Genomic DNA, 20,771 nt, shown 5'->3' on the forward strand with positions numbered 1-20,771 from the left:
GAGAGAGACCCCGACATGCTGGAACCGACGCTGAACTTCAGCCGGGCCGAATATGCCGCACGGCTCGACAAGACCCGTGCCGCCATGGACAAGGCCGGCATCGAGCTGCTGATCGTCACCGATCCGTCGAACATGGCCTGGCTGACCGGCTATGACGGCTGGTCCTTCTATGTCCACCAATGCGTGATCGTGCCGCCGCATGGCGAGCCGATCTGGTACGGCCGCGGCCAGGACGCCAACGGCGCCAAGCGCACCGCCTATCTCGCCCATGACAACATCATCGGCTATCCCGACCATTACGTGCAGTCGACCGAACGCCACCCGATGGACCTGCTGTCAAAGATCCTGGCGGATCGCGGCTGGGGCGGGCTCGCCATCGGTGTCGAGATGGACAATTACTGGTTCACCGCCGCCGCCTACCAGTCGCTGACCACCCACCTGCCCAACGCCCGCTTCAAGAACGCGACGGCGCTGGTCAACTGGCAGCGCGCGGTCAAGAGCCCGCAGGAACTCGACTATATGCGCAAGGCCGCCCGCATCGTCGAGGCGATGCACGCCCGCATCGTCGAGCGGGTCGAACCGGGAATGCGCAAATGCGACCTCGTCGCCGAGATCTACGACGCCGGCATCCGCGGCATCGGGGGTGCGGAGGGCTTCGGCGGCGACTATCCGGCCATCGTCCCGCTGTTGCCGTCGGGGGCCGACGCCTCGGCGCCGCACCTGACCTGGGACGACCGGCCGATGAAGCTGGGCGAGGGCACCTTCTTCGAGATCGCCGGCTGCTACAAGCGCTACCACTGCCCGCTGTCGCGCACCGTCTTCCTCGGCACGCCGACGCAGGCTTTCCTCGACGCCGAGAAGGCGACGCTGGAGGGAATGGAGGCCGGCCTTGCCGCCGCCAAGCCGGGCAACAGTTGCGAGGACATCGCCAACGCCTTCTTCGCCGTGCTGAAGCGCTACGGCATCACCAAGGACAACCGCACCGGCTACCCGATCGGCCTCAGCTACCCGCCGGACTGGGGCGAGCGCACCATGAGCCTGCGCCCCGGCGACCGCACCGAACTGAAGCCCGGGATGACCTTCCACTTCATGACCGGACTGTGGCTGGAGGACATGGGGCTGGAGATCACCGAAAGCATCGTCATCACCGACACCGGCGTCGAATGCCTCGCCAACGTGCCGCGCAAGCTGATCGTGAAGTCGTGACGATGGCGCCCGTCATGCTTGCCCCCTCCCCCATAACCCCGACCGTTGATTTCGAGCGCGACGGTGTGCAGCACGGCTTCCTGCGGCTGCCCTACAGCCGCGACGATTCGGCCTGGGGGTCGGTGATGATCCCGATCACCGTGGTGCGCAGCGGCACCGGGCCGACCGCTCTGCTGACCGGAGCCAACCACGGCGACGAGTATGAGGGCGCGGTCGCCCTGTTCGACCTCGCCCAGACGCTGACGGCCGATCAGGTCGCCGGCCGGGTCATCATCGTTCCGGCGATGAATTATCCGGCGTTCCAGGCCGGCACCCGCACCTCGCCCATCGACAAGGGCAACCTGAACCGCAGCTTCCCCGGCCGCCCGGACGGCACGGTGACGCAGAAGATCGCCGATTACTTCACCCGCGAACTCCTGCCCTTGGCCGATCTGGTGATGGACATCCATTCCGGCGGCAAGACGCTGGATTTCGTGCCCTTCGCCGCCGCCCACATCCTGCCCGACAAGGACCAGGAGGCGCGCTGCTTCGCGGCGGTGGCCGCTTTCGCCGCGCCCTATTCCATGCGCATGCTGGAGATCGACGCGGTCGGCATGTACGACACCGCGGCGGAGGAGCAGGGCAAAACCTTCGTCACCACCGAACTGGGCGGCGGCGGCACCGGCCGGGCGGAGACCATCGCCATCGCCAAGCGCGGCGTCCGCAACGTCCTGCGCCACGCCGGGATCCTGGCGGACGCGCCGCCGGCAGACGGTCAACCAGCGGAAGCCAGTCGCTGGCTCGACATGCCGTCGGCCGACTGTTTCCGCTTCGCCGAGGACAGCGGCCTGATCGAGGCCTGCGTCGATCTGGGCCAGCCGGTGCGGGCGGGCGACCTGCTCGCCCGCATCCACCCCATCGGCCGCACCGGGCTGGCGCCATCCGAATACCGGGCGGCGCTGGACGGCATCCTGGCGGCCCGCCATTTCCCCGGCCTCGTCAAGGCCGGCGACTGCATCGCGGTGGTCGGAACGGTCGAACACTGACCGCCGCGTGTTGAACCCGCCTCGGCAGAAGGCGGGCGTGCTGAAGAACGGTATCGACACCGACGAAACAGGGGCCGGCGCCCCGACGGGAAGGCCGGCCGGGCAATCACCAGATCACGAAAAGGGACGGCCGAAATGAAACACTCCAAGATCGCCCAAAGGTTCGGCATCGCCGCCGCGGCACTCCTGGCGCTCACCGCACCGGCCTTCGCCGCCGATACCCTGGAGACGCTGCGCGAACAGGGGTTCGCCCGCATCGGCATCGCCAACGAGCCGCCCTACACCGCCGTCAAGCCGGACGGCACCGTATCGGGCGCCGCCCCCGACGTCGCCCGCGCGGTGATGAAGAAGCTGGAGGTCAACGACGTGGTCGCCTCGATCTCCGAATATGGCGCGATGATCCCCGGCCTGCAGGCCCGCCGTTTCGACGTCGTCACCGCCGGCCTGTTCATGAAGCCGGAACGCTGCAAGGCCGTCGCCTACTCCGAACCGATCCTCTGCGATGCGGAATCCTTCGCCCTGAAGAAGGGCAACCCGCTGAAGCTGACCTCCTACGAAGACATCGCCAAGAACCCGAACGCCAAGATCGGCGCCCCCGGCGGCGGCACCGAGGAGAAGCTGGCGCTGCAGGCCGGCGTGCCGCGCGACCGCGTGATCGTGGTGCCGGATCCGCAGAGCGGCCTGAAGATGCTGCAGGACGGCCGCATCGACGTCTATTCGCTGCCGGTCCTGTCGATCCATGATCTGGTCGGCAAGGCCAACGACCCGAACATCGAGGTGGTTGCTCCGGTGAAAGGTGCCCCGGTCTATTGCGACGGCGCCGCCTTCCGCAAACAGGACACCGCCTTGCGCGATGCCTTCGACAAGGTCCTGGCCGAAATGAAGACGTCGGGCGAGTTCGCCAAGATCATCGAACCCTACGGTTTCTCCGCCGAGGCCGCAAAGCAGACCTCCCGCGAGAAACTCTGCGCCGCGTCCAACTGAGCGGTCAGGCCGGCTGAGCGGTCAGGCCGCTCGTGATCTTGCCCCGGTTCGGTGGCTCTCCGGCACCGTGCGGGGAAGCGGCGAGCGAACTGGCTGCCGGGGCATCGGTGCGAACATAACTCCACCACCGGCGCTTCGCCCAACGGGGGCGAAGCGCCGGTTGCGGATCACTGCGCGGCGTCCTTGGCGTTCTTCAGCAGGAAGTCCATCACGATCTTCTTCTGATCATCGTCCAGGCCGGCGCGCGGGAACATGCTCTGGGTGATGCCCTGCCACTGCTGCTTGGTGAACTGGGCCGGGTCGCGGGGGCCGTGGCACACGGTGCAGCGCTGGTAGAAGAGCTTCTCGCCCGGCTCCATGTTTGCGGTCGCCTTCTCGGACAGCCCGTACGCGCGGTCGAAGCCGAAGAACTCCTCCTTCAGCGCCACGTCGCGCTGCAGGACCGCCGGCGGCTCATAGGCCTGGTTCGGCGTCTCCGCGTCCGTGCACTTGCGCAGGAACGCCAGGCAGGTGTTGGCGGTCGTCGCCTGGTTCAGACCGCTCGACGGCCGGGAACTGGTGATGAAGTTGACCAGCCCGCTGTTGCAGCGCCCCTTGGAGTCCACCTGCGGCCAGACGCCTTCCTGGATGCTCACCACGCCCTTCATGATCTTGTCGGTGACGACGGCGCCGGCCAGAACCGTTCCGCGCTCGTTGGACAGTTCGACCACGTCGCCCGAGACGATGCCCCGCTCCCGGGCGTCCTCGGCGGAGATCAGCAGCGGCTCGCGGCCGGCGACCGCATAGCCCTTGCGCAGGACCTCCGCGTTGGCCATCTGCGAGTGCAGCCGCATGAAGGGGTGCGGGCTGACCACATGCACCTGTCCCGGCTTGGCGTTGCCCAGGAACTCACCGGGCTCCAGATAGGTCGGCATGGGCGGGCAGTCCGGCAGCTTGAACGCGGCCACCGCCTCGCAATACATCTCGATCTTGCCGGATTTGGTGTGCAGCGGATTCTTGACGGGATCCTTGCGGAAGTCGCCGTGCCGCACCCAGGCGTGCGCCTCCTTCGGCACCGGGACCTCGGCGATGCCCTTCTCCCAGAACTCGTCGAAGGGAATGGGCGCCGCGCTCTTCTCGTAGGCCGCCTTGATGATCTCCATCACGGTCAGGCCTTCCGTGTATTGTTGCTCGACCCCGAAGCGCTCCGCCAGGCGCCGGAAGATCTCAAAGTCGTCGAGGCTCTCGCCCAGCGGCTCGATGACCCTCTTCATGGCGAAAATCTTGTCGTTGCTGTAGGTGCCGGCGGAGGAGACGTCGTCGCGCTCGACCGTCGTGGTCGCGGGCAGCACGATGTCCGCCCAGCGCGAGGAGGCGCACCACCAGGGGTCCTGGACGACGACCGTCTTGACGGTCTGCAGCGCGCGGATCAGCTCGTTGGTGTTCTGCTGGTGCGACATGACGTTGTTGCCGGCGTTGTAGACCAGGTCGATCTTGGCCGGGTAGGTGTAGGTGGTGCCGTTGTAGGTGAACGCCTTGCCGGGGTTGAGCAGCATCTCGCTGATCCGCGACGCCGGGCAGATCTTCTTGATGGCGTTGCGGCCCTGCCCCAGGCCGGCGGGCATTGCCGCGCCGGACTGCGGCATGCCGCCGCACCCGTAGTGCCAGCTGAAGCCGACCCCCTGCCCCGGCAGCCCGATCTTGCCCGTCATGCAGGCGAAGTTGATGATGGCCCAATGGGTCATCTCGCCGTGGTGGGCGCGCTGCAGCGCCCAGGCGCCGGCGATCTCGGTGCGCTTGGTGGCCAAGAGTTCGGCCAGTTCGCGGATCTTCTCGGCCGGGATGCCGGTGATCGCCGCCGCCCATTCCGGCGTCTTGACGACCCCGTCCGGTCCCTTGCCTTCCAGATGCTGGATGAAGCGGTCCGCGCCCACCGTGTGGGTCTTCAGGAAATCCTTGTCGTGCTTTCCCGTCTTGTAGACATGATAGCTCATGGCCAGGAACAGCGCGGTGTCGGTGTTCGGGATGATCTTCACCCACTCCGAGCCCAGTGCATCATCGGTCGGCGTGACCTGCGGGTTGATGGAGATGAACTTGACGCCGGCTTTCTTGATCTCCATCCAACGCGGGTACATCTGGTGATCGCACACCGTGTACTCGATGCGGTTGTTCTTGAACGGATCGCAGCCGACGAACACGAAGACCTCGGTGTTGTCGCGGATCTGTTCCCAGGAGGTCTGCGCCGAGTAGACCTCCATGTCGCCGATGACGAAGGGCAGCAGGATCTGCGAGGCGCCGGCCGAGTAGTCGCCCGTCGTCACCGAACAGCCGCCGATGATGTTGAAGAAGCGCCCCTGCAACGCGTTCGGCCGGAAGATGCCGGCGTGCGACCAGCCGCCGTACGACGAGCTGAAGATCCCCTCGTTGCCATACTGGTCGATGGTGTCGAGGATGGCCTTGGAGGTCAGGCCCAGGGCCACGTCCCAGGGGACGCGGACAAAGGGCTCCTTGCCCCGCAGCTCCGGCTTGGTACCGGTGCCGTTCTCGACGCCTTCCAGGTACGACTTGCGCACCATCGGGTAGAGGACGCGCGTCTTGTCGTAGGTGCGCGCGATGATGCCCTCGGTGAGCATCGGAGTCGGCATCGCATCGTACGCCTCGGCGAGCGGGCGCACGGCGGTCATCCGGCCATGCTGGACGACGGCGTGGAAGGCGCCGTAGTGCGTCGCGTGCGGGATCGTCGTCGGAACGCTGCCGGCAACGGCCTTCGCCGCCGAGGACACGCCGCCAGGGATCAGCGCGCCAGCGGCAACGCCGGACGACAGCGAGAGGAAGAAGCGCCGGGACAGGTTCATGATAGGCCTCGCGATGAGGATCGGCGCGCTGGAGCGCGGTCGAACGGTTCTGCGTCTGGGGCCAAGCACCTTGCCGAAGCCCCCTTTCCCAATCAGGATACTGCGGCGATGCGAACGAGATTCCGGGCGGGCATGTCCAGGACGAAAGAAATTGTAAGCGTTTGTAACGGGCGCCGGGCGTCGGCGGCGCTTGCTGCTGCGCTCGTCCTCGCGGTGTCCGGCGTTCCCCTGGCCGCCGCGGAAACCTGGCGCCTGGAGACCTGGGAGCGGATGCTCGACTACACCTCGCCCTCCCACCCGCTGGACTACCAGCCGCTCGACGCGGCGGCGCGGCCATGGCGGCTGTGCGCGCTGTATCCGCACCTCAAGGACTCGTACTGGCTCAGCGTGAACGCCGGCATGGTCGAGCAGGCGCGCCGGCTCGGCGTCGCGCTGACGGTGAAGGAGGCCGGCGGTTATGGCCATGCCGAGGGCCAGCGCGAGCAGTTGAAGGAGTGCGCCGACGGGCGGGCCGACGCGATCATCCTGGGCTCGGTCAGCGCCGACCTGCAGACCCCTGCGGTGGTCGAGGTCGGGCGCCACATCCCGGTTCTGGCGACCGTGAACCAGGTGCGGCCGGAGGGCATTGTCGCGATGGCCGGCGTGGATTGGTACCGCATGGGGTATCTGACCGGCCGTTTCCTGGCCGAGCGTCACCCGAAGGGCTCGCCCAGGGTCCGGATCGCGCTGTTTCCGGGACCGAAGAGTGACGGCGGTTCAGACAGCAAGATGCGGGGCCTCACCGACGCGCTCGGCGATGCGGCGGTGGAGATCGCCGTCGTGCGCCATGGCGACACCGGCAAGCTGGTGCAGCTTTCGCTGATCGAGGAGGTGCTGGAGGCGGATCCCGCGATCGACTACATCGTCGGCGCCGGTGTCGCCGCCGAGGCGGCGGTGGGGGCGCTGCGCGCCCGCGGCCTGCAGGAGCGGATTCACGTCGTGGCCGACTATTTCACGCACGGCGTCTATCGCGGCATCAAGCGCGGGCACATCCTCGCGGCGCCAACCGATCAGCCGCTCCTCCAGGGGCGCATCTCCATCGACCAGGCGGTGCGGGTGCTGGAGGGCCGCCCGGTGCCGTCGCATGTCGGACCCGAGGTGATCCTGGTCACCCGGGACACCGTCGACGGCATCGACCTGGCCGCCTCCTTGTCGCCGCCCGACTTCAAGCCGACCTTCGGCGTCCCGGCGCCGGGCGGCGCCGCGGACGGAACGGCCGATGACCACAAACCACACTGACGCTTTCGAAGGGTGATGCCGCCATGAAGCCACCGGGCCATCCCGTCCGCCTGCTGGTCGTCGAGGACGAGGCCGTCTCGCGCGAGAAGCTGGCCGGCTATCTGGCGACCGAAGGGTTCGACGTCCTCACCGCGGAGGACGGCAACGCCATGCGCAAGCTGATGCGCGACTACGCCGTCGACCTGGTGCTCCTCGACATCAACCTGCCCGGAGAGAGCGGATTGACGCTGGCGCGCGAACTGCGCGCCAGGTCGGACATCGGCATCATCCTGGTGACCGGGCGGGCCGACGAGGTGGACCGCATCGTCGGCCTGGAGATCGGTGCCGACGACTACGTCACCAAGCCCTACAACATGCGCGAGCTGCTGGTGCGGGTGCGCAACCTCCTGCGCCGGACCGCGGGCGTGGCGCGCCCGGCCGCCGAGGCGTCGGTGTTCCGCTTCGAGGGCTGGAGCTTCGCCCCCGAACGGCGGCGCCTGGAAGCGCCCAGCGGCGAGCTGGTCAAGCTGACGCGCGCCGAGTACGAGCTGCTGTCGGCGCTGGTCAGCCGACCGGGAGTGGTGCTCAACCGCGACCATCTGATGGACCAGATCAACCACCGGATCTGGGCGCCCAACGACCGCTCGATCGACGTCCTCGTCGGCCGCCTGCGGCGCAAGCTCGAACCCGATCCGCGCAACCCGACGATCATCGTGACGGCGCACGGCGAGGGCTACGTCTTCACTGCCGAAGTCACGACGGGCGGCTGAGCCGCCGGCGCTCGCCGTCGAGCAGTGCCCGCCCGGCGTCGAGCGCCGTGCGGAGGTCCGCGAGGTCGGCTTCGGACGGCGGCGTGCCGGACCGGCACAGGGTTTCGATGCGGCGGGCCAGGGCGCTGGCCGCCATCAGGCCGACCTGCGCGCACGCACTCTTGAGCGCGTGCGCCGCGTCGCCGACCGCCGCCCAGTCCCCTGCCGCGGCGCCGCGCTCCAGCAGGCCGGCCAGCCGGTCGCTCTCCCGCTCGAAGGTCGCGAGCAGCGCCGACACCGTGCCGTCGCCCAGGCGGGCGCGGTCGGCGGCGAGCACCTGGGGGTCGAAGGCCGGCGGGGTCGCGGCGAACGCCGCGTCGGACCGATGGAACGCCTTGTGCCCGGCCAGCACCGCGCGCATCGCCGCGAGCAGGTGGGCGGGATCCACCGGCTTGCCGACCAGACCGTCCATCCCGGCCTCGGCGTAGCGGCCGACGTCGCGTTCGATGACGTGCGCGGTCAGCGCGACGATCGGCAACCGTGCGACGCGCGGATCCGGGTGCGCCCGGATCGCGCGGGTGGCGGCGAAGCCGTCCATGACCGGCATGCTGATGTCCATCAGCACGAGGTCGGGACGGCTCCGCTCGACCGCGGCCAGCGCCTCCCGACCGTTCACCGCCTCGACGACGGTGTGCCCCATGCGCTCCAGGATGGTGCGGACCACCAGGCGATTGACCTCGGTGTCCTCGACCAGCAGCACGGTCATCGCAGGCAGCGGATCGCCCTCGTCGTCCAGCCGGTCCGGCGCCGGCGGCTCCCGGCCGGCCGGCAGCGGCAGGGTGAAGTGGAAGGTGCTGCCGCGCCCCGGCGCACTGTCGACGCCGATCGTCCCGTTCATGCCGTGGACGAGGCGCTCGCATATGGCGAGCCCCAGCCCGGTGCCGCCGTACCGCCGCGAGGTGGAGTTCTCCGCCTGCGTGAAGGCGTCGAACAGGCCCGGAAGCTTGTCTTCGGCGATGCCGATGCCGCTGTCGGCGACCTCGAAGCGCAGCGTCCAGACCGGCTCGCCGCCGGTCGCTCGGGCCGGCCCCTCGCCCTCGACGGAGACGTAGATTTCCCCCTCGTCCGTGAACTTGATGGCGTTGCCGATGAGGTTGGCCAGGATCTGCTGGAGCCGCCCGGGGTCGCCGCGGTACCAGGGCGGCAGGTCCGGGTCGATCTCGAAGCCGAGCAACAGGCCCTTGGCCTCGGCCTCCGGCGAAAACAGGTCCCTCAGTCGCTCGATCACCGCTTCGAGGGAGAAATCGACGACTTCGAATTCAAGTCGCCCGGCTTCGATCTTCGAGTAGTCCAGCACGTCGTTGAGAATGCGCAGCAGCACCTGACCGGATTCGACGATGGTGGCGAGGAACCGGCGCTGCTCGGCGTTCAGCTCGGTGCCGCGCAGCAGCGTTGCGATGCCGAGCACGCCGTTCATCGGCGTGCGGATCTCGTGGCTCATGGTGGCGAGGAACACGGACTTGGCGCGGTTGGCCGCCTCCGCCCGTTCCGCTTCGTCGGCAAGGCGGGCGTTGGCGTCACGGAGCATCGCCGTCCGCTCCGAGACCAGATGCTCCAGGTCGGTCTGGTAGTGGCGCAGCTCCTCGTTGACCAGAACCTGCTGGATCTCCAGCTGGCGGCGGCTGATGGCGGTCTGCCGGAACACCTCCAGCGACCGCGCCATGCTGGCCAGCTCGTCGCTGCCCTCGACGCCGATCGTCGCGTCGAGATCGCCCTCCGCGAGGCGATCCATCGTGCGGTGCAGCCCGGTCATCCGCCGCAGCAGGTTGCCCTGCACGTAGAAGACGACGATGGTGACCGACACGAGCAGGGAGACGAAGGCCAGGACCAGCAACGTCGCGCGGGCGCCGGACATCGTCCGCGCCATGCTGGCGCTGGCACCGGCGATCAGCGCGTTGGAATGGGTGGTCACCTGCCCGACGAGGTCCAGCAGCGAGTCGATGTCGCCGCCGCTGTCCGACGCCAGGCGCTCCCTCGTCGCGGCGAGCGCGAGGATGTCGAGGCGCAGGCTGAAGATGTTGCCGGGCGTGCCCCCGTCGGCGTGCGGCTGCAGCACCGCCAGATGCGCCGCCGCCGCCGCCCGCCGCTCGGGGTCGTCGACGAAGCGGAGGCGGCGCTCGATGATCGTCCACGAACGGCGGTAGGCCGCCTGCAACTCCTCGATCTCCGGCCGGCTGGTGAGGCGCGCCAGCCGCCCGACCTGCTGGCCGAGGATGCTGCTGAGCAGGCGCAGCTCGGTCATCCGCTGCAATTGGTCCAGGTGTTCCTCGACCAGTTGGTCGAGCACGTCCATCGCCTGGGCGGAGCCCTCCGGCCGCTCGACCAGGCGGTAGATTTGGGCGATGGCGGCGATGGCGCGCGTGTCGGCGTTCTCCACCAGCGTGCGCGACAGATCGACGATCTGGTCGGTGGCTTTCAGCACCTGCCCGGTGGCGTCGGCGAACCGCTGTTCGAGGTCGAGGCGCGTCAGCAGCAGGTCCTTCTGCCGATCGACGTTGGACGACAGCCGATTCACGATGGTTCGCAGCTCGGTCGTCGTCGCCGGGGCCGCACCCTGGGTATGCAGGTCGTCCACCAGGGCCGCCAGGGTCCGGCTTCCCGTGCTCAGCAGCCGCGATCGCTCCTCGACCTCACCGACGGTGGTCGCACGCCCGAGGACGATGAGATCGGAGGCCACCTGGGCGCTGACCTCGGACACTTGATGCGCCGTTGCCATAGCGGGGACGGCGCTGCCGATCATCAGGGTTTCGGCATCCTTCACCATCCCGAATCCCAGCCACGCGGTCAGCGCGGCAATGAACGCCAACGCCGCCACCGACCCGAAGGCGAGCAGCAGCCGTCCGCGAATTCCCATGCCATGCAGCCGAACCATGCAGCGCTTCCGCCTGTCCCGGGGGTGGCGTGCGATCCACCGATGTCGTGCCGCCACGACCAGGCGATGACGGCTGAGCACCCATGGTTTATGGCCTTTGTTCTCGCGCGTGGCAAAGGGAGTGGAGCGGAGGGCGCGAAACACCCCCGGGCCGCTGAACAGGCGGCGCTCTGGCGCGGCGCCCTGATGGCCCAACGCTCGCGGACACGGAGCCCCGCAGGATCGCCCTGTCGAGCGTGGACGTGGCGACCGCCTTGTTCGGACGCCGGTTCCCGGCTCAAAGACACCCGCGCGGGTCGAGCGGCATCAGCTCGCTCGCTCCATGTCGGCCATTCGGGTGGCCTCAGGCACGCGGTGACACAGCACATATAGGACGCCAGCGGGACAGGCTCATCGTCGACCACGACCTGATCGACGATGAGTCCAGCCGGCATCCGGGAAAGCGGATGGGCCCGCGCACGGCCCTGCCGTCCAACGATGATGTTGACGGCCTGGGCCATGCCGACAGGCGCGCGCTACCATCACATGCGCATCATGCGGAAGATGGCGATGAACATCACGACGACGCCCACTTCAGCCGCTGTGGCCAGCCAAGCGGGGTGGAACACAATCCCCAACGGCATGATCAGCAAAAGGGCGAGGGCCGGAAATACGATGTAGGGCGAGTCGAGCCGGCGGGAATTCGTCTCCGCGTCGGAAATCTCTGCGTCAAGCAACGACGGATTTGCCAAGTGCATGGACATAAGATCACAGTCCTCATTCTTAAGGATGACGCAACGACCGTCGTTGATCGGCGTAAGGGGGGCAGCAGGACTTCGACGCCAAGGATACCGGACGTCCCACAAGGAACCGGGCGTCGGGATGACTGCAGGACACAAGCGCCAGAATCAGCGGCGAGCCCTGTTTGCCATCATCGTTTCCGCACAGCACCCTGCTCTTGCGGAGCCAATACTAGGCAGCCACACCCATCGGCAAAAGCGAAATAAACCGATGGTATCCATCGGATTTCTTCAATTGGGTGGGCGCCTGATGCCGATCCGCTCCCAGGATCGGCCACCGGACACCCTGGACTGGGGGGCAAGCGGATCGCCGGTATGGACGGTCAGTCGGCGCCCGCGCCGGCCCCCGAAGGGAGACCCAGGATGGCCTTCAATCCGGTGAGCGCCGGGTCGATGATGGTGGCATCGGCGTCGGTTGGATAGGCGGCGTAGATGGGCAGGCTCATGGCGCGGGCGTTCGGCAGAATTTCCCCCTTGCCGGCGTCGATCAGGGGCTGGACGAGTTGCCGGGGAAAATGCCCCGTGCCACCACATTGTTTCACATAGTCAAGCCCGAGTGTCCCGACGCCGATCGACACCGGAGCCGATTGCACATCCGGATGGTGGAGACTCACGTTGCGCCGGAAGTCGTCACCCCAATCAATATGGACATAATGCTCCTCCGCATGGTCCTCGACCGCGGGCATCCGGAAAAGAACAAGCTCTTCCTCAAGAAGCAAACGTATGGATAAGCCCGGCAGGGCGCGCGGCGAATAGAGGACGGCAACATCGAGCGTTCCATCCTGGAGGCCTTGAAGCAACCCGCTCGGCAAACCGACGTCGCAGCGCAACGCGATCTCGTTGGCGTTGCGTCGCATCCAGGGGATCCAGCGGTGCAGCAGGCGATTCCACAAACCCGCCTCGCTGCCGATGCGCAGAAGCGCCTTGTGGCCGGCGGGCAATGTCGCTTCCTGACGGGCCTGCTCCCACAGGCGAAGTATTGCGACGGCATGGCGTTGGAAGCGCAAACCCGCGCTGGTCAGCGTGGCGCCGGTCTTGTTGCGCACGAACAGCCGACAGCCAAGTTGCCGTTCCAGCTGCTGAATGCGCGTGCTGACCGTCGACTGTGTCACATGCAGCCGGTCGGCGGCCGCCATGAAACTTCCCGCCGCTGTGACCTCCAGAAAGGTCCGCGCCATCTCCGTATCCATGACACCTCACGTGAATGCCGGCCCATCCGCAGCCGGTCGCCTTCAGCCTTCGAGGTCCAGACGTAAGGCATCGCTGGTGGGATCGCGACAGGACAGTATGAGACGATTCGTCGCACTCACCGGCTGCAACCACGACGGCCGAGATCACCGCAGAGACGAAATGATATCGGAAAAGGCGATGACGACCATCGGTTAAATTCGCTTTCTGCTTCTTTCTGCCGCCAGTAGCCTCCGCTGTGCCAGCCCGGACGGAAGCCGGCCGACCGCGCCGTACATCCGGGGGCAACGTTGAGAAAGGGGAGTTCCGCTGTGTCAGTCATGCGCAATGTTCTGTTGGCGTCCGTCATTCTGATTTCCGGTGGGACCATCGCCGCGCAGGCCGCGGAGGGCGATGCGGCGGCGGGCAAGGCGGTGTTCAACACCTGCAAGGCTTGCCACACCATCGAGGCCGGCGGCCCTAACCGTGTCGGTCCAAACCTGCATGGGATCGTTGGCAGGAAGGCGGGCACCGCCAACGGCTTCACCTATTCCCCGGCGGTGAAGGACGCCGGGTATGTGTGGGACGAGCAGAAGCTCGATGTCTATTTGAAGGACCCCAAGGCGGCCCTTCCCGGCAACAAGATGGCTTTTGCCGGCCTCAAGGACGACGCCAAGCGTGCGGATCTCATCGCCTATCTGAAGAGCGAGTCGCAGTGACGGCAAAACCCCCGTCCGGCATCGCCGGCGCGTTGTCCCGTCTTCGCGTCACGGCCGGTTGAGCGGATCGACGAAACCGATCGGCTCGCGCGTGTTCCGGCGCCGGAAAGGCCGGCTGATGCTGAGCCGGTCCGAATGACGGTGTCGCGCGAACGCTCGCGAGACCATCGCCCAACGCAGGAAATCCGCCGAGCTTGCTGGTTCGGCGGATTTCCACGGTCGATGTGCTCGGTGGGCGACGAGAGGGTGGCTCATGTCACCAGGGGATCAGGCTGAAGCACACGGCCCCCAGCGTGGCACCGACGATCGGGCCGCCGATGGCGACCGGGATGCCATAGGAGAAGTCGGAGTTTCCCTTGTCCTTGATCGGCAGGGCCGCATGGGCAAGGCGGGGGCCGAAGTCACGCGCCGGGTTGATCGCATAGCCGGTTGCACCGCCGAGCGACATGCCGATGCAGGCGATGATGCCCCAGACAAAGACGTAATTCAGGCCGGATCCGGCGGCACCGGTGACATTGCCGAGGCCGAGCAGCGCGAACACCAGCACAAAGGTGGCGATAACCTCGCAGAGAAAATTCTGCGGCAGGTTGCGGATCGCCGGGCGGGTGCAGAAGCAGCCGAGCTTGGTCCCGGTGTCCTCGGTCGCGCGGAATTGCTCGCGGTAGAACAGGTAGACCAGCACGCCACCGGTAAAGCCGCCGGCGACCTGGGCCAGACAATAACCTGGAACCATGCTCCAACTGAACTTGCCGGCCACCGCCAGCGCGATCGTCAGCGCCGGATTGAAATGGGCTCCCGACACGGCGCCGAAGATGTAGGCGGCGATCATGACGGCAAAGGCCCAGGCGATCGTGATCTGCAGGACGCCCGCCCCCTTCATGGCAGACCGGTCCAGCGTGCAGTTGGCGACGACCCCGTCGCCAAGCAGGATCAGCAAGGCAGTGCCCAAATATTCTGCCAGATATGGCAACATGGATGGTCTCCTTGAGCGGGTTGCAGCGTTGTGGCTGGAATCAGCAAAACGGCGCCGGCACAAACCCAGTCTCCCACCAATACAGATCACACCGGCAACGGGTTTCAGGGCGGGCTAAGGTTTGATCGGGCGTAACGGCATCCTGTTCAGCCGCGTGAACCAGGCATCGGCTTGATGTTTGTCTATCAGAGCGCTGCGATCGGCGGCCAAACTCTGATGCACTTACTTGATGCTGATTAGACTGTGCGGGGGCGGGAGGGTCAACGTGACAGTTTTGTCTTCCGACTGTAAAAACTTGCACTCCCGCACAGGCGCAAGCAGACGGCGTCAGGCGGTCGGCCCGACCACGGCGTCCTAGACCACGGCGTCCTGAAGCAGGCGCAGGGTATGGCCGGCGATCATCCGCTCCTCGTCGGTGGGGATGATGAAAACGGGAATCCGGCTGTCGTCGGCGGAAATCCGGGTGGCCTTGGCGTCGTTGGAAACCTGATCGAGGCGGATCCCGAGCCAGTCGAGTTTCGCCGCGATCCGCGCCCGCACCGGAGCGGAATGCTCGCCGACACCGGCGGTGAAGACCAGCGCGTCGATGCCCCCCATCGACGCGGCCATCGCCGCCGCCTGCTTGGCGACCCCGTGACAGAACAGCTCCACCGCCTCCGCCGCCTCCGGAGCATCGGATTGCAGAAGATCGCGCATGTCGTTGGAAATGCCCGACACGCCGAGCAAACCCGATTCACGGTACAGCAGCCGTTCCAGCTCGTCGGCGCCGTAGCCTTTTTCCCGCATCAGGTAGATCAGCACGCCCGGGTCGATGGCGCCCGGCCGGGTGCCCATCGGCACGCCGTCCAGCGGGGTGAAGCCCATGGTGGTGTCGACGCTGCGCCCGGCACGCATGGCGCACAGGCTGGCGCCGCTGCCGAGATGGCAAACCACGACCCTGGCCTCCGCCAGATCGGGGTCCACTTGCGGCAATTGCGTCGCGATGTATTCGTAGCTCAGCCCATGGAAACCGTAGCGGCGGATGCCCTCGGTGGTCAGTGCGCGCGGGATGGCGAAGCTCTGCGCATGCGCTGGTTGGCCCTGGTGGAAGGCGGTGTCGAAGCAGGCAACCTGCGGCAGGTCGGGATACAGCGCCGCCAGTGCGCGGATCGCCGCGACATTGTGGGGCTGGTGCAGCGGAGCAAGCGGGATCAGGCTGTCCAACTCATCGACCCGGGCGGCCATCAGGCGCACCGGCTTGGCGAAGCGGGTGCCGCCATGGGCCACCCGGTGGCCGGCCGCCGCCAGCCGGACGTCGCCGAGCTGACCGCCGAGCCAATCGAGCAGGTGGCGCAGCAGCCCTTGGCGGTCCGGCGCACCGTCGCCCTCCCACCGGCGTTCGCCGAGCGACCGGCGCGCGGCATCCCTCGCCTCGAACACCGGCCGGGTGCCGATGCCCGAGATTTGACCGGACAGCAGTGGCTGCGGTGACGTCTTGCCACCGTCCAGGAACACGGAGAATTTCAGGCTCGACGAGCCGGCGTTGATGACGATGCAGGCATCCTGATGCGGCATGGACGGGATTCTCTTGCGGAAGATTGAGACAGGATCCCCCCTGCGGGCACTGGGACCGTCCGGTCCGCCCGTGGCAGAAGGCAGGGATTCGACATGAAAGCCGACGGGTTCAGGGAGCGCGCACCTGCCGCCGGTATTCCAACGGCGACAGCCCGACTTCCTTCCTGAAGGATTTGCAGAAGTAGTTGACGTCGTTGTAGGACAGCTTCAGCGCGATGCCGGTGACCGGCAGCTCGGTCTGGGTCAGCAGATCCTTGGCCAGTTCGATCCGCCGCGCCGTCAGGTAGGTGACGAAGTTGATGTTCAGCCTCTTCTTGAACAGCCGGCTGAGATAGCACGCGCTGATGTGCGCGTGGTCGGCCACCTCCTCCAGCGTCACCCCCTTGCTCAGGTTCCGCTCGATGTAGTTCAACGCCTTTTCCACCAGGCCGGCGCATTGGCTGGCTTCGGTGTCCCCGACGTCGAACAGCAGATCCAGCAGACCCAGCAGCACCGCCAGCGCCGCACGGCCGTCGCACTCCCTCGGCGGCATGGCGCGCAGCTGTGCCACCTGCTTCGCCACGGCTTGCGGCAGGGCGACGCCCTTTTCCCGCGCCAGCCCGACCAGACCGGTGGCGAGATCGAGGAAGAGGTCGCGGGACGGACGGTCGCGCTGCGTGCCGATCCAGTCCACACGGCGCCGCACCAGGGCGACGGCATCGCGGTAGGCGTTGCGCTCCACCAGTCCGGACAGGGCGTCCATCAGCTCCCGGCATTGCCGGCCGGCGCCGAGTTGATCGAGGCAGGCCTGGACCGTGGACACCAGGGTCTGGGTCCGGATCGGCTTCAGCAGGTATTCGTCCGCCTTGAGGTGGATCGCCGTCCGCGTCATCTCGAAATAATCATAGGCGGTGGTGATGATCACCTTGGTGTCGCTGTGCCGTTCACGCAGGTGACGGATGACCTCAAGCCCGTTCATCCGCGGGATGTTGATGTCGACGAGCATCAGGTCGATGTCGAGCGTGTCGATCAGCTTCACCGCCTCCGGCCCGGTCGCCGCCTCGCCCAGGATGCGGATACCGTCCATCTTCTCGGTCAGGATGCTGCGCAGCGCCTGACGCTCCAGTTCCTCGTCCTCAACAATGACAACGCCGTACATCGCCGTCCTCCCGAACGCACCGCCGCCGGCGGCTGGCGTCACATGCTGCAGGGATCGAAGTCGAGCGGGATGCGCAGGCTCACCCGCGTTCCCCGACCGGCCATGCCGAGGCTTTCGATGGTCAGCCCATGGTCGTCGCCGAAGAAATAGCGCAACCTGCTGTCCACATTGTGCAGCCCGATGCTGGTCCGGCCGTGATGATCCGCCACGCCGTCCAGGGCAGCCCGCGCCAGCTCGGGAGCGATGCCGTCGCCGTTGTCGGTCACCTCGACGATCATGTCGCGCCCGTCGTCACGCACCGAAATCGCAATCCGCCCGCCGGCCTCACGCGGTTCGATCGCGTAGTTGATGCAGTTCTCGACGATGGGATGCAGCACCATGAAGGGGGAGAGCACGCCGTCATAGCCGTGCGGCAAATCGATGGTGAAGGTAAGCCGATCACCCATCCGCACCTTCTGAATGTAGAGGTAGTTGCGGACATGCTCCAGCTCGATGGAAAAGGGGACCAGCTGCGACCGCGACTTCTTCAGGATGTAGCGCATCATGTCGGCGAAGGCGTGGACCAGCTCCTCCGTCTTCTCCGCCCGTTCCTTCAGCGCCAGACGGCCGATGGTGTTCAGCACGTTGAACAGGAAATGCGGGTTGACTTGATAGGACAGGGCCTGCAGTTCCGCCTCGCGCAGGGATTTCTCCAACTCGGCGCGGCGCTTGGATTCCTCCATCAGCTTCAGGTTCTTGGCGCTCAGTTCCTGGCTGACCGCGTTGGAATAAGCCTCTTCCACCAGATAGGCGGCCATGTGGAACAGGGTGTAGGCGGCGGCGCGCAGCTTGTCGTAGGGGATCTCGCGGATCTGCTCGCGGAGCGCGCTGAGCTGCGGGTCGAGCCGCCACGCGTCGTCCGGCGGCAGGATATGGTCGATGACCCGGTTCGACGCATCGCGCAACAGCACCTGTCCGGAGATGACGGCGCCAAGATACTGGCCGCGGACGATGACCGGGGCGGCGAAATCGACGAGGCCGCAATGGCAACGATAGATGCTCGGCTCGCCGGTGGCCATCGCCCGGCGCCCGCCCACGTCGTCGCACAGGAAGCACTGGTCGCGCCGCGTGGCCGAGGCCCGGACGGCCTGACAGAAGGACGAGAAACTGCTGGGCCGGGTGACCGGCGCGCCTTCCTGATCGACGATGACCATGGCGATGCCCACGGCGGCGCTGAAGTTGTCCTGCACCTTCTGCAGCATGTCGACACTGATCAGGTCGTCGAGCCGAAGCGTCCGATCCTGGGCAGGCACCCGTTCCAGCACATCCTGCATCATCGCCTCCGCGCGATCCGCCTCAAAGACCGCAGGCAGCGCGCAAGGCCGCCGCACGGTCGGTCAGTTCCCATCGGAAGCCTTGGTCTTCCCTGCCGAAATGCCCGTAGGCTGCGGTGGGGCGGAAGATGGGACGGCGCAATCCCAGCGCTGCGATCATCCCGGAAACGGACAGGGGAAACACGTCCCTGACGGCCATCGACAGGCGATCGGTATCGACCGTCCCGGTCCCGAAGGTGCCGATGGTCACCATTTCCGGCAGACTCTCCCCAATCGCGAAGGCCAGGGCAACCTCGCATTTTGTCGCAAGTCCTGCGGCGACCACGGTTTTGGCGATCAGGCGTGCCATGTAGGCGGCGCTGCGATCGACCTTCGTCGCGTCCTTGCCGGAAAAGGCGCCGCCACCGTGCCGGGCGCAGCCGCCATAGCTGTCGACCATCAGCTTGCGCCCGGTCAGCCCGGTGTCGGCCGCCGGCCCGCCGACGACGAAGCGGCCGGTGGGATTGACCAGGATGCGGGCGTCCGGCGCCAGCAGGCCGCCGACCTCCGGCAGGATGACCGCCTCCACCAGCCCGCGGACCAGCTCCTCACGCCCGACCGTCTCGTCATGCTGGGCGGACACCACCAGGCTGGAAATCTCCACCGGCCGTCCATCGTTGTCACAGCGCAAGGTGACCTGGGTCTTGCCGTCCGGCCGCAGCCAGGGCAGCGTGCCGCCCTTGCGTGCCGCGGCCAGACGGGCTGCCAGCCGGTGGGCGAGATGGATGGCGGCCGGCATGCCGCAAGGCGTCTCGTCGCAGGCATAGCCGTAGAAGACGCCCTGATCGCCGGCGCCGAGTTCCTCGCCAAGCGACACACCGCGGTCGATGTCCGGCGACTGGGTCCGCAGGTTGGTCAGGATAAGGCAGCCGTCGGCATCGAAGCCGAGCGCGGGATCGGTGTAGCCGATGTCGCGGATGACGCCGCGGGCGGTTGCCGCCACGTCGATGTCGGCGGTGGTGGTGATCTCGCCGGCGATGACCAGCGTGTCGCCGCACACCAGCGCCTCCACCGCCACGCGCGACAGAGGATCCTGCGCCAGACAGGCGTCCAGGATGCCGTCGGCGATCTGGTCGCAGATCTTGTCGGGATGGCCCTCGGTCACCGATTCCGCCGTAACGAACTGGGTGGACATCGCAATTCCCTCGCAAATGCCGGCTGCCGGACGATCAGCCGCCGATGACGCAGGTGAACCCCAACCCCTCCACCACGCCCTTCAGCGCCGCGACGGTCTCCGCCGGCACCGCGGGCGTGTCGCCCATCGGGTAGTCGCGCCCAAGCAGGCCGTACTTGTTCTCGCCATAGGTGTGGTAGGGCAGCAGATGAATGGTGCCGACGCCGGGCATCAGCTTGGCGAACCGCCCGATCGCCTCGACGGCCGGCGCGGTCGCGTTGACCCCCGGCACCAGCGGCACCCGGACCACCGTTTCGGTGATCGAGGCGATGCGCAGCGCGTTCTCCAGGATCAGGCGGTTGGGTGCGCCGGTGTTGTCCTGGTGGACCGCCGGGTCGATCGACTTCAAATCCACCAGGGCGTGGTCGACGTGAGGCATCACCCGCTCGACCACCTCCTTCGGCGCGCAGCCGGTCGTCTCCATCGCCGTGTTCCAGCCCTGCTCGTGACAGGCCTTCAGCAACTCCACGGAAAAGTCCGACTGCACCAGCGGCTCGCCGCCGGACAGCGTGATCCCGCCACCGGACCGGCGGTAGTTGGTGGCGTCCTTCTTCAGCTCCTGCATCACCTGCCAGACCGTCATCCGGCGCCCTTTCAGCGCCAGCGCACCAGTCAGGCAGACATCGGCGCAGGCGCCGCACCCGTTGCAGCGCGAGCGGTCGACGAAGGCCGGATTGTCGACGGACAGCGCGCCCTGCCGACAGACCTGGATGCAACGCCCGCAGGCGACGCAGCTCGGCTTGTGGAACAGCAGCACCGGGTCCGGGCGTTGCGATTCCGGGTTGCTGCACCAGCGGCAGGCAAGCGGACAGCCCTTCAGGAAGACGATGGTGCGGATTCCCGGACCGTCATGGATCGAATAGCGCTGGATGTCGAAGACGATCCCGTCCTGCTCGAAATTGATCGCACTCATGGTCGCATTCCTTTT

General features: G+C 67.0%; 16 protein-coding genes. 6 read left to right on the top strand and 10 right to left on the bottom strand.

Annotated elements, in window-relative coordinates; genetic code table 11:
* Window positions 1-15: 15 nt before the first annotated feature.
* The 3 genes from doeA to ehuB all read left to right on the top strand — a co-directional run bounded on the left by doeA (window position 16) and on the right by ehuB (window position 3,215).
* Window positions 16-1,206: an ectoine hydrolase DoeA gene (gene doeA / locus TSO352_RS20170; protein WP_199231672.1), complete on the top strand. Its 1,191-nt coding sequence runs from the start codon at window positions 16-18 to the stop codon at window positions 1,204-1,206.
* Window positions 1,207-1,220: 14 nt separating this feature from the next.
* Window positions 1,221-2,231, top strand: a complete 1,011-nt coding sequence (gene doeB / locus TSO352_RS20175; protein WP_199231673.1) for a N(2)-acetyl-L-2,4-diaminobutanoate deacetylase DoeB — start codon at window positions 1,221-1,223, stop codon at window positions 2,229-2,231.
* A gap of 135 nt (window positions 2,232-2,366) precedes the next feature.
* Window positions 2,367-3,215, top strand: coding sequence for an ectoine/hydroxyectoine ABC transporter substrate-binding protein EhuB (gene ehuB, locus TSO352_RS20180; RefSeq protein ID WP_109109042.1), 849 nt, complete (start codon window positions 2,367-2,369; stop codon window positions 3,213-3,215).
* Between the two features lie 167 nt (window positions 3,216-3,382).
* Here the strand turns inward: ehuB and TSO352_RS20185 are convergent, their stop codons facing one another.
* Window positions 3,383-6,049, bottom strand: a complete 2,667-nt coding sequence (locus tag TSO352_RS20185) for a molybdopterin-dependent oxidoreductase (protein WP_109109043.1) — start codon at window positions 6,047-6,049, stop codon at window positions 3,383-3,385.
* 213 nt (window positions 6,050-6,262) lie between these two features.
* Here TSO352_RS20185 and torT point away from each other — a divergent pair, with 213 nt between their 5' ends.
* Together torT and torR are read left to right on the top strand one after the other, a co-directional pair.
* Window positions 6,263-7,327 carry a TMAO reductase system periplasmic protein TorT gene (torT, locus tag TSO352_RS20190; protein ID WP_199231674.1) on the top strand — a complete coding sequence of 355 codons (1,065 nt, stop codon included), beginning with the start codon at window positions 6,263-6,265 and terminating at the stop codon, window positions 7,325-7,327.
* A gap of 23 nt (window positions 7,328-7,350) precedes the next feature.
* Window positions 7,351-8,076, top strand: coding sequence for a two-component system response regulator TorR (torR, locus tag TSO352_RS20195; protein ID WP_109109045.1), 726 nt, complete (start codon window positions 7,351-7,353; stop codon window positions 8,074-8,076).
* Here torR and torS read toward each other — a convergent pair.
* From torS to TSO352_RS20210, 3 genes are all read right to left on the bottom strand, one after another.
* Complete coding sequence (gene torS / locus TSO352_RS20200; protein WP_109109046.1) at window positions 8,060-10,987, bottom strand: TMAO reductase system sensor histidine kinase/response regulator TorS; 2,928 nt, start codon at window positions 10,985-10,987, stop codon at window positions 8,060-8,062. The two genes, torR and torS, sit on opposite strands and share 17 nt — an antisense overlap.
* A gap of 521 nt (window positions 10,988-11,508) precedes the next feature.
* The gene (locus TSO352_RS20205) at window positions 11,509-11,730 is read right to left on the bottom strand and encodes a hypothetical protein (RefSeq protein ID WP_109109047.1); all 222 of its coding nucleotides are present in this window, start codon (window positions 11,728-11,730) and stop codon (window positions 11,509-11,511) included.
* A gap of 359 nt (window positions 11,731-12,089) precedes the next feature.
* Window positions 12,090-12,956 carry a LysR family transcriptional regulator gene (locus tag TSO352_RS20210; protein WP_109109048.1) on the bottom strand — a complete coding sequence of 289 codons (867 nt, stop codon included), beginning with the start codon at window positions 12,954-12,956 and terminating at the stop codon, window positions 12,090-12,092.
* A 318-nt stretch (window positions 12,957-13,274) separates the two neighbouring features.
* Between TSO352_RS20210 and TSO352_RS20215 the strand changes: the two genes are divergently transcribed.
* A complete protein-coding gene (locus TSO352_RS20215) occupies window positions 13,275-13,652 on the top strand; it encodes a cytochrome c family protein (RefSeq protein WP_109109049.1) in 378 nt (125 codons plus the stop codon).
* Window positions 13,653-13,908: 256 nt separating this feature from the next.
* On the opposite strand, the gene TSO352_RS20220 is transcribed toward TSO352_RS20215, so the two are convergent.
* The 6 genes from TSO352_RS20220 to TSO352_RS20245 all read right to left on the bottom strand — a co-directional run bounded on the left by TSO352_RS20220 (window position 13,909) and on the right by TSO352_RS20245 (window position 20,756).
* Complete coding sequence (locus TSO352_RS20220) at window positions 13,909-14,625, bottom strand: MIP/aquaporin family protein (protein ID WP_109109050.1); 717 nt, start codon at window positions 14,623-14,625, stop codon at window positions 13,909-13,911.
* A gap of 354 nt (window positions 14,626-14,979) precedes the next feature.
* A complete protein-coding gene (locus TSO352_RS20225) occupies window positions 14,980-16,179 on the bottom strand; it encodes an acetate/propionate family kinase (RefSeq protein ID WP_109109051.1) in 1,200 nt (399 codons plus the stop codon).
* Window positions 16,180-16,288: 109 nt separating this feature from the next.
* Window positions 16,289-17,317, bottom strand: a complete 1,029-nt coding sequence (locus TSO352_RS20230; RefSeq protein ID WP_109109052.1) for a response regulator — start codon at window positions 17,315-17,317, stop codon at window positions 16,289-16,291.
* A 38-nt stretch (window positions 17,318-17,355) separates the two neighbouring features.
* A complete protein-coding gene (locus TSO352_RS20235; protein ID WP_247872275.1) occupies window positions 17,356-18,633 on the bottom strand; it encodes a PocR ligand-binding domain-containing protein in 1,278 nt (425 codons plus the stop codon).
* Between the two features lie 19 nt (window positions 18,634-18,652).
* Complete coding sequence (gene metK / locus TSO352_RS20240) at window positions 18,653-19,804, bottom strand: methionine adenosyltransferase (RefSeq protein ID WP_109109053.1); 1,152 nt, start codon at window positions 19,802-19,804, stop codon at window positions 18,653-18,655.
* 34 nt (window positions 19,805-19,838) lie between these two features.
* Window positions 19,839-20,756 carry a glycyl-radical enzyme activating protein gene (locus TSO352_RS20245; protein WP_109109054.1) on the bottom strand — a complete coding sequence of 306 codons (918 nt, stop codon included), beginning with the start codon at window positions 20,754-20,756 and terminating at the stop codon, window positions 19,839-19,841.
* Window positions 20,757-20,771 lie beyond the last annotated feature (15 nt).

This window comes from Azospirillum sp. TSO35-2 (genome assembly GCF_003116095.1).
Lineage (GTDB): Bacteria > Pseudomonadota > Alphaproteobacteria > Azospirillales > Azospirillaceae > Azospirillum.

What these genes read in the sequence shown, in the direction of transcription:
- doeA (WP_199231672.1), top strand. Translation starts at nt 16, where the DNA reads ATGCTGGAACCGACGCTGAACTTCAGCCGGGCCGAATATGCCGCACGG.
- doeB (WP_199231673.1), top strand. Translation starts at nt 1,221, where the DNA reads ATGCTTGCCCCCTCCCCCATAACCCCGACCGTTGATTTCGAGCGCGAC.
- ehuB (WP_109109042.1), top strand. Translation starts at nt 2,367, where the DNA reads ATGAAACACTCCAAGATCGCCCAAAGGTTCGGCATCGCCGCCGCGGCA.
- TSO352_RS20185 (WP_109109043.1), bottom strand. Translation starts at nt 6,049, where the DNA reads ATGAACCTGTCCCGGCGCTTCTTCCTCTCGCTGTCGTCCGGCGTTGCC.
- torR (WP_109109045.1), top strand. Translation starts at nt 7,351, where the DNA reads ATGAAGCCACCGGGCCATCCCGTCCGCCTGCTGGTCGTCGAGGACGAG.
- torS (WP_109109046.1), bottom strand. Translation starts at nt 10,987, where the DNA reads ATGGTTCGGCTGCATGGCATGGGAATTCGCGGACGGCTGCTGCTCGCC.
- TSO352_RS20205 (WP_109109047.1), bottom strand. Translation starts at nt 11,730, where the DNA reads ATGTCCATGCACTTGGCAAATCCGTCGTTGCTTGACGCAGAGATTTCC.
- TSO352_RS20210 (WP_109109048.1), bottom strand. Translation starts at nt 12,956, where the DNA reads ATGGATACGGAGATGGCGCGGACCTTTCTGGAGGTCACAGCGGCGGGA.
- TSO352_RS20215 (WP_109109049.1), top strand. Translation starts at nt 13,275, where the DNA reads ATGCGCAATGTTCTGTTGGCGTCCGTCATTCTGATTTCCGGTGGGACC.
- TSO352_RS20220 (WP_109109050.1), bottom strand. Translation starts at nt 14,625, where the DNA reads ATGTTGCCATATCTGGCAGAATATTTGGGCACTGCCTTGCTGATCCTG.
- TSO352_RS20225 (WP_109109051.1), bottom strand. Translation starts at nt 16,179, where the DNA reads ATGCCGCATCAGGATGCCTGCATCGTCATCAACGCCGGCTCGTCGAGC.
- TSO352_RS20230 (WP_109109052.1), bottom strand. Translation starts at nt 17,317, where the DNA reads ATGTACGGCGTTGTCATTGTTGAGGACGAGGAACTGGAGCGTCAGGCG.
- TSO352_RS20235 (WP_247872275.1), bottom strand. Translation starts at nt 18,633, where the DNA reads ATGATGCAGGATGTGCTGGAACGGGTGCCTGCCCAGGATCGGACGCTT.
- metK (WP_109109053.1), bottom strand. Translation starts at nt 19,804, where the DNA reads ATGTCCACCCAGTTCGTTACGGCGGAATCGGTGACCGAGGGCCATCCC.
- TSO352_RS20245 (WP_109109054.1), bottom strand. Translation starts at nt 20,756, where the DNA reads ATGAGTGCGATCAATTTCGAGCAGGACGGGATCGTCTTCGACATCCAG.